Origin of the sequence: Winogradskyella sp. (assembly GCF_016744625.1) — a bacterium.
Lineage (GTDB): Bacteria > Bacteroidota > Bacteroidia > Flavobacteriales > Flavobacteriaceae > Winogradskyella.
Genome location: NZ_JADGDZ010000112.1, coordinates 1,341 through 9,822 on the forward strand (window position 1 = coordinate 1,341; position 8,482 = coordinate 9,822).

Sequence of the window (8,482 nt, forward strand, 5' to 3'; positions counted from 1 at the left end):
GCCAAAATATAGATAGCTTTTAGGAAGTTGTTTTCTAAAATCATTAACAATTTTTGGGTTTTCTATTTCTTCTTCATCCGTTAGAGCATCTGTACTTGTTACGTGAACATGACTATCTATTAAACCAGGAATTATGTATTTTCCTTTTGCATCAATTGTTTTAAAATTACCATTCAAATTAGGCTTATCTGTTCCTACGAATATTATTTTATCTTTTTCAATTATAATATAGCATTCATTTCTTAATACTTCGCTCTCTGGTGAGATAACAATAGCGTTTTCAATTACTAATCCATTTTTTAATGAAATTAAATTTTCACTCGTTTTACAGGATATTGTAATTAAACATGAAAGTAGAACTAATGCAATTTTGCTCATTTTGTCTTTAATTAGTGGTGATAGGTTTTATACCATAGATTTATTGCAGTACGTGGCTTTTTCAAAATCTCTGATGTTCATTGAAATAATCGGAACATCTGGAAACATTAACTTTAGTTCTGTTATAATTGATTTAGACAGCATCGCTTTTTGATTGGGAGTCCGTCCTTCCATAATATTGGCAAAAATGTGAATGAAATCATCTTTAGTATTTCCTATATTATAATGCTCAAAAGGGGTGATTCTTACCTTAATATCGCCTTGATCAAAAAGCCCACTGAATTCTGCGGTATTATAAACCTTTTGCATGATTTCATTTGGTGTTTTTAATCTAATAATTTGTTCTGAGCAATCGATTACAAAATGTGGCATATAGTTGTTTTATTGGTTATTAAATTTAGTGTTGTTAACCCAATTTTTAATTTTGGTCATAGCTTCAGCATTATGTCTAATTCCATTATGTGTTTCTCCTTCAACCATATAATAATCACCTTTTGAATAGGAATTGATTACAACAGCATATTCTTTCGCTATAAACGCTTCGTCGTTGCTACCTACTAAAACCAACACTGGTTTACTTATAGATTGTAAAGTCTTCTTATAATCCTCTGGAAAACTTGCCTGCATACTTCTATAAGAATACGATTTTATTGGCATTTGCTCAGGTAAATTGTAAAACACAACGTGCATAGAATCATACGTATGAATTCCAAATTCATTAAGCATCTTTAGTCCTAAACCTCTTGACAAATGCGTTTTTATAAAATTACTCTTTAAATTTAGAACTTGACTCGTTGTAGGCGCATTATTACCAAGGTTTGGCGCAAATAAGAGGTACGCATCTACTTTCGTTTTTGGAAAGGTTTCGGCATGTCTCAGTACTATTCCTCCACCCATTGAATGACCAGCAAGAATTATAGTATCGTTCGGTCTTTGTTTTTTTATGGCAGATATCATATCATCCAAATCTTCTGCATACTGATTTAAAGTCGATACGTCACCAGGTATTCCACCCGATTGTCCATGTCCTCTAAGATCAACAGCAATAACATTTGCTTGTACAGCTTCTCTAAGCAATCCTGACATCTTATTATAAGTAAAACTCGTTGCCAAGGTGCCATGAAGTAAAAGAATTGTTTTATTGGAATCGTGCGTATAGTTTTGACCATGAATTAGTACACTATCTCGCATTTTTAATGTAATGACTTCTGAAATATAGGGTTGATCAAAACCCATATCTTCCATTCCTTTTTGTGTGATTTCGAATGAAAAGGGCGCATTGAATTGAGGCTCAGGAAACTGAATCATTTTTAATGCTTCAGCTACGGCTCTTAAGCTATCTGTATGCTCTTGTGCTGTTAATCTAGAATTTGTAATTATAAAAATCACCAGAACTATTATTATTCTTAATATATGTATCATAATTATTGATTTTAATATTCGTTTTTGATTGATGAATATGATTTATATCTAGAACAAAATTGATGATTTTTTGCACACATAATTTGTTAGAAAAGCAGTTTGATTTGTTCGAAAAGGATATACTGTGCTCTTAAAAAAATAAAATGAGCAAACTCTATAATTTAAAGCTTGCTCATTATTTTATTTGGCTAATTCAAGAGACCATTCTCTAGATTTAAAAACGTCATCTAATGTTGTTTCTGCGACATGATTAAAATAATTACTAAAAGTTTTAACACCTACTCCAGTAATAACACCTAATATGTCACTTACAGTATATCCAGCATTCAGAAAAATATTGATTTCTTGATTACTTATATTACCTCTGTTTCTAGTAACTAATTTTGCAAAGTTACTTAATGCACTAAGCTTAGTGTCTTCAATGCTTCCGTTAGATCTAATAGCATCTGTGATTTCAACAGGAACTTTAGATGATTTATCTGCAACAAAACTGTGTGCTGCCATACAATAATCACATTTGTTCTCATAAGCTACAGATAAGAAAATAATTTCTTGTTCTATAGCATTAAATCCAGAGTTCTGGCGAAATGTTTTATACGAATGCACATAAGCATCTAACAAACCCTGATTGTTAGCCATTCCAGTATACATGTTTGGGACAAATCCCATTGCACTTTTTGTGTTCTCTAATATTTTGCTTGCTATTGGTTGAACTGTTTCAATAGTGTTCTCTTCAATTTTAAATTTCTTCATCTGTATTTGTGTTATTATATTTATTCTTTTTCTTTTGAATCCCAAACACCTGTTAATGCAGTCTCTTCAACATATTGCTTGAAATCTTTGGGTTTTCTACCTAATACGTTTTCAATATCATTAGTAATCTCAGAATTGTTTGGGTTTCCTAAAACTTCAGTAAATAAATACTCTACTAACCAAATAAAATCTGCTGGTACACCTTGTTCTTTCATAATGTTTGTATAAGCAGATATAGCAATTGGTGTAAAGGCAATATTTTTTTTAATTACTTCAGAAATTGTTGCTATAGCTTCTCTAAATGTTAGTGCTTGTGGTCCTGTAAGTTGATAAATTTTTCCATTATGCTTATCTTGCAATAATGCTTCAACAGCAACATCTGCGATATCATCTGTGTCTACATATGGCACTTTAACGTCTGCTTGTGGTAATGCAACAAAACCATGAAGAATAGGCTCTAAAAAGAAACTTTCACTAAAATTTTGATTGAACCAACTTGCTCTAACAATAGTGTAATCTAATCCTGAATGAATGACAACTTGCTCACAAAGTTCTGCTTCCCTCTCTCCTTTTCCTGATAGCAGAACTAATTTTTTTACGTGATTCTGTTTAGCTTGCTTTGTCAATTCTTCGATCGCATCTAAAGCACCTGGAACAGCTAAATCTGGTTGAAAAGTAATGTATACTTTATCAATGCCTTGCAGTGCTTCTGTCCAAGTTTCCGGATTATTCCAATCAAATGAAGGTGTTGCAGATCGTGATCCAATTCTAACGTTGTGTCCAGCTTCGGATAATTTGCTTACTACTTTACGTCCTGTTTTTCCAGTTCCGCCAATGACTAAAATGTTATATTTATTTTTCATCTTATTTGTAATTGTTAATTTATTTAGGTAATATTTTCGTGATTTGTGTAAGGTTTATTAGTAAGAGTAGAAATGAAATTGTAGCACTGAATGTTCTAATTAAATGCAAGCGGTTCCATTTTACTTCAAAAGTATTTCTTAGGGTTTTTATGTCCATAGTATTTGCTAAATTCAGTTTTGTTTGATCTAAAATGTTATTTAGAGGAACATTTCCAAAAATGGTAACGAGAACCACACCTATAAAATAAATCGCTATAGCCATTAGTAAAAACCATATTGAGTTTGATGCATTCCTAACACCATATAGATTAATAAGTCCAAGTATGGTAGGTCCAAAAAACACAATAAAAAATAGTGGGTTTAGTATAGTTCTATTCATTTGTTGAAAGGACATTAAATAGTTTAAGTCATCTAATTTGCCAATTCCTGGTGTTATAGTATTTGACCAAGTAAAACATAAACCTGCTGATAATCCGGTTAATAATATGAGTGCAGTCATTCCTATATGTTCAAAAGTGATGTCCATGATATTAAAGTGTCGGTATTTTTAACTCAGGGTAAACACTTGTATACCAGTACAATGTTGAAATTACTAGGAATTCAGAAGCAATTATCCAAAATCCAAACCCAGTAAAAAAACTGTAATAGCTACCTCCTTCAGGGATAATAAAAAATGGAACAGTAATTAATGCATCTAGTATTACAGCTATTAATAGGAATGTTTGACCAACGAGATAGCCATGTGTTTGCCTGTCTTTTTTGTAGTAGAATTTAGAACCAAACCATACTAATGGCATAACAGCAACAAACAATGCAAGATTTGCTTGTGCATCTGCATTTTCTAAAATGGGTATATAATATGAAATAGAATATAATAGGATACCAATACTCCAAATGATAGTGCCTAATATAATAGCACGTTTAATTTTCATGTCTTTTTTATTTAAAAGTTACATGACAAAATTATTTTAATGTTGCGCTAATGAGTTGTCTTAAAAGCAGTAAGATTTGTTCGAAAAGAAGTGAATTATAGTATTACTTAATTTGACTAGGTCTATAGCCAAACTTTTTTTCAAACGCATTAGAGAATGAGCTCAAGCTATCATAGCCAACATGCCAAGCGGCTTCTTGTACTGTTGCTTCTTGAGTTCTAATGAGTTTATGTGCCAATGTAAGGCGTTCGTTTTGAAGGTATTTAAATACTGGTACACCAAAGTAAGCTTTAAATTCTTTCTTTAGCTTAAACATATTCAATCCTATCTGTTTTGAGAGGTCACTAAGTGAAGGTGGATTATCTATATGTTGTAATAAGATATCTTTAGCTAGATTTAATTTTTCACGTTCATTAGTATTTATATTTTCGATTTTTGAAAGTGCTAATTGCCCAAAAAAATGTGATAATAGTGTTGTGATTTGACTGCGAAAGAACATCATTTTTGTTTTTCCTTCATATTGAATATGAAATAAGGAATCTACTATAGATTGCATTTCTGGTGTCATAATAAAACTAGGACCTTCTACATAATGATCTGAAGGATTAACCAGCTGATTTAGCAGATCACCAAACAACTCTCCTTCATGATTGGGAAGCTTATCTATAGCCTTTGCTGTTGTTGCTATGACCAAACATTCTAGGGGTTTTGCAGCTGATACTGTATGAACAAATTCTACATTTTCGTTAGCATAAAATGAAAGCGCTAAACCTTTAGTATAATTGAACTCTTTCTGTTTAGTATCATATTTGACACTTAAGTCAACATTACCAGAACCATAAAATGCAACAGCAATAATTGGTTCTTCAAAAGTACATGAGTCTATTGTAGGCTCATTTACTTTCGCTTCTTCGACCAAAATGGTAAAATCATTTATATCTATAATATCTCTTGTCATATAAAGTATTTCAAAGTTAAAAATTTTTTGCTAACTGATTTTTATTAAATAGCTTTGGCAATAATTTTTTGCATCTATCAGAGTTGCCTATTTAATATTTGACTTTGCAATAGCATTAAAAAAATGATACAATCGTTTAGTTCCAAATCTTGGTGCAATATTATCCTCTGCCATTAAAGTTAAAAAAAACTCAATTGGTCCATAGGTTTTAGAAGACGTAAAAGTTCGTAAAGACCAAATTGAAAATTGGCGTATCCAATCTGGTAAATGGCTTATTTTTATTGATTTCTGCCAAGTCTCTAATGCCATTTCACTTATTTCATTTAAAGTTAAAACATCTGGTCCACCAACAATAATCTCATTTTTGGTAGATTGTATTGCTAGTAAGCAAACTGTAGCTAAATCCTCTCCATGAATGGGATTAAATTTTTGTTCTCCATTTCCAAATAAATATACTCTTCCTTTTTTTGCCATATTTAAAAAATCTTTCATATCTGAAAAAAAACCATTAGGACGAATAACAACATAATCTAATCCCGATAATTTTAAAACATCTACAAACTTTTCTTTGGCTTCAAAAATTTTGAGATGTCTGTACTTACTGCCATTAATAGCAGATACATAGATAAACTTTTTTACTCCAGCTTTTTTTGCTTCATTGAGCAAGTTTAAATTAGCCTGATAGTCAACATCCATGTATGTTAAACCATCCTTTTGTCTGGTAATACCTATTGTAGAAATTACTGTAGTAACACCTTCGCAAATACCAGCTAGAGTATTAGGTTTGGTAACTTCTGCTTCAATAATTTTAATCGTTTTACTTTCCAAGGGCTGAAGTTTTTTATTTGATCGGGAAATTAATTTAGAAGTTATCTGCTCTTGCGACAAAGCTTTTGCAATAAAACCCCCTAAATAGCCAGTAGCACCTGCAAGTAATACTGTTGATTTTTGATTATTTTTCATTGATAATAGTTTAATTGGATTTATAGCCAGTTAAAACCTAAGCCAAGACTAAATGAAATGGCGTCTCTATAAGTATCACCTTCTAAATATGCACGACCCAATACTAATTTAGATTGTACATTCATTGAGAACTTATTTTTTCTGTAAACCTCATAACCAGTACTAGCCATAACTGCACAGCCAAAATTCCAATCGTCATTAATATTTTTAATATCATATAAAGCTGGTCCATCTATTGCTAGTCCCACTCCACCATGAATCCACCATTTGTCCTTAATCCAATATTGTACTGAAGGAATAAAACCACCAAAGTGCCTGTCATTATTTTGAAACTCATAAATCATTCCTGGCATTACCGCAGTAATTGCTAATCTATTATTAAGCATATATCCAAATTTTAATTCTGGAAAGCTGATACCACCTTGATATCTATCAAAAGTTTGAATTCCTTCACTATCTTCTACGCTTATAATACCACCTCCTAAGCTAAACTCAAACATAAAGCCATCACATTGTAACGCAGTTTCTATATTCGTTTTATCTTGTGCAAATGTCATACTAGATATTAATATAAAAACAATGCATGTTAATTTTGACCTAACCTGTTTGTTAATTGTTTTGCTTGCATCATTCTTATTGATGTTTTTTAGTTTATGATTTAATGCATTCATGATTTTTCGCTTTTTGATTTTAATTTTAAAAAAATTGATGCTGATACTTAAATAATCAACACCAATTTATCGCTACTAATTATTTGATATGTATTGTTCTATGGCTTGATAAATTAGTGCTTTAACTTCTTCCCATTTGGTTTCATTACCAGTAAAGGTTCCATCCATATTCGTAATAATATGGAATCCCGAAGAGCCATCTTGCTTTAGCTGTATTTGTGTTGACACTCCTAAACTGTTGCCACCATGCATTAAATTTCCATTTTTCATATACCAAAATAAACCATGATTTTCTGCAAAACCATTTGGTACGACTCCATTTGCTAATTGTTCTGCAAATAATAAATCATAATACTCACTTGAAAATAATATTGAAGATTCTCTTCTTGCACCTTTCATCATATCTAATAAATATTTGCTCATATCATCACTATTACTGTATAAGCCCCCTTCTACATATCCATGATTTCCATATCTAGGAAATGGTGAGTTAGTATCATAATATTGAGTAGCCATATTTTGAAAATTGACTTCATTAATATTAAAAGTAGAATTAGACATTTGTAAAGGGTTTAGTATATAATCTGCCACGTAATCATCAAAAGATTGACCAGACACATATTCAATAATGTAGCCTAACAACGAAGTTGCATCATTTGAATATGCCCAAGTTTCTCCTGGTAGAGCATCTAAATAATTATCTAAATTATAGAGGCCACCATCTTCGTCAAAAATTTCTAGTAAATAGTCATCTAAATCTACTTGTTCCATTTGTTGCATACCTAAATCGTTTATCAGAATATTACCTATGCTGGTTGTAATATCTTCTCCTGGTAAGATGTAATAATTACTTGCAATATATGTTGTTGGCACATCCACAATACCTGACGTATGAGTTATAAGGTGTTTTATCTTAATGTTACCATTTGGCTGTTTTGGATTAATAATATCAACTGGAAGAAGAGTATTGATATTTGTTTCTAAAGTAAAATAACCTTGTTCTATCGCTTTTGCTGTTGCTGCTCCCACAAATGTTTTACTTACTGATGCTAAATTGTTAATAGTTTGGTTTGTATACGCTATTTGATTAGCTAAATTGGAATAACCAAAGGATTGGTTAAAAGCAATAGAATTGCCAATAGCAACAGAAATCGAAAACCCAGGAACGTCTTTTGTATTAACTAAATTCTCTAAATATGCAGATAAGCCTTCTGCAGTTTCAATTTCATTTGGTGATTGATTTGTATGATTGTCATCATCGCTAGAGCAAGATGAGAATAATACAATAAATGATAATAGTATAAGTAATACTTGCTTTGATAATGTTTTCATAATTGTCGATTTTTTTGATTGTTAAAATTATTGGATACAAATATGTGGTATAACAGCATACGCATCGTTCGACATTATAATTCAGAACCTTTTTAGATGAAATTTAGAACGTATTATTATTTAGTTTTGAGATTTCATTTTTACTTGGATTTGCTGGAGCACTTTTAGTTTTAGTTATTCCTTTGATTAAATTACTACCAAAAACAAAAA

Annotated in this window: 10 protein-coding genes and 1 pseudogene; all 11 read right to left on the bottom strand. The window is 31.1% G+C overall.

Features of this window, described 5'->3' with window-relative positions; genetic code table 11:
- Positions 1–378, bottom strand: a pseudogene (locus QZZ53_RS15630) (hypothetical protein); the annotation flags it as partial.
- A gap of 27 nt (positions 379–405) precedes the next feature.
- Positions 406–750, bottom strand: a complete 345-nt coding sequence (locus QZZ53_RS15635; RefSeq protein WP_296386403.1) for a 5-carboxymethyl-2-hydroxymuconate Delta-isomerase — start codon at positions 748–750, stop codon at positions 406–408.
- A 9-nt stretch (positions 751–759) separates the two neighbouring features.
- Positions 760–1,800 (bottom strand): alpha/beta fold hydrolase, encoded by a 1,041-nt coding sequence (locus QZZ53_RS15640; protein WP_296386405.1) that lies wholly within the window; start codon positions 1,798–1,800, stop codon positions 760–762.
- 180 nt (positions 1,801–1,980) lie between these two features.
- Positions 1,981–2,553, bottom strand: coding sequence for a carboxymuconolactone decarboxylase family protein (locus QZZ53_RS15645; protein WP_296386407.1), 573 nt, complete (start codon positions 2,551–2,553; stop codon positions 1,981–1,983).
- A 20-nt stretch (positions 2,554–2,573) separates the two neighbouring features.
- The gene (locus QZZ53_RS15650; RefSeq protein ID WP_296386409.1) at positions 2,574–3,416 is read right to left on the bottom strand and encodes an NAD(P)H-binding protein; all 843 of its coding nucleotides are present in this window, start codon (positions 3,414–3,416) and stop codon (positions 2,574–2,576) included.
- A gap of 19 nt (positions 3,417–3,435) precedes the next feature.
- Complete coding sequence (locus QZZ53_RS15655; protein ID WP_296386410.1) at positions 3,436–3,942, bottom strand: DUF1772 domain-containing protein; 507 nt, start codon at positions 3,940–3,942, stop codon at positions 3,436–3,438.
- Positions 3,943–3,946: 4 nt separating this feature from the next.
- A complete protein-coding gene (locus tag QZZ53_RS15660; RefSeq protein ID WP_296386413.1) occupies positions 3,947–4,348 on the bottom strand; it encodes a DUF5367 family protein in 402 nt (133 codons plus the stop codon).
- Positions 4,349–4,451: 103 nt separating this feature from the next.
- Positions 4,452–5,306 (bottom strand): AraC family transcriptional regulator, encoded by an 855-nt coding sequence (locus QZZ53_RS15665; protein ID WP_296386415.1) that lies wholly within the window; start codon positions 5,304–5,306, stop codon positions 4,452–4,454.
- An 87-nt stretch (positions 5,307–5,393) separates the two neighbouring features.
- Positions 5,394–6,269, bottom strand: a complete 876-nt coding sequence (locus QZZ53_RS15670) for an SDR family oxidoreductase (protein WP_296386417.1) — start codon at positions 6,267–6,269, stop codon at positions 5,394–5,396.
- 20 nt (positions 6,270–6,289) lie between these two features.
- Complete coding sequence (locus QZZ53_RS15675) at positions 6,290–6,826, bottom strand: hypothetical protein (RefSeq protein ID WP_296386419.1); 537 nt, start codon at positions 6,824–6,826, stop codon at positions 6,290–6,292.
- A 189-nt stretch (positions 6,827–7,015) separates the two neighbouring features.
- Positions 7,016–8,272, bottom strand: a complete 1,257-nt coding sequence (locus QZZ53_RS15680) for a serine hydrolase domain-containing protein (protein WP_296386421.1) — start codon at positions 8,270–8,272, stop codon at positions 7,016–7,018.
- Positions 8,273–8,482: the final 210 nt, after the last annotated feature.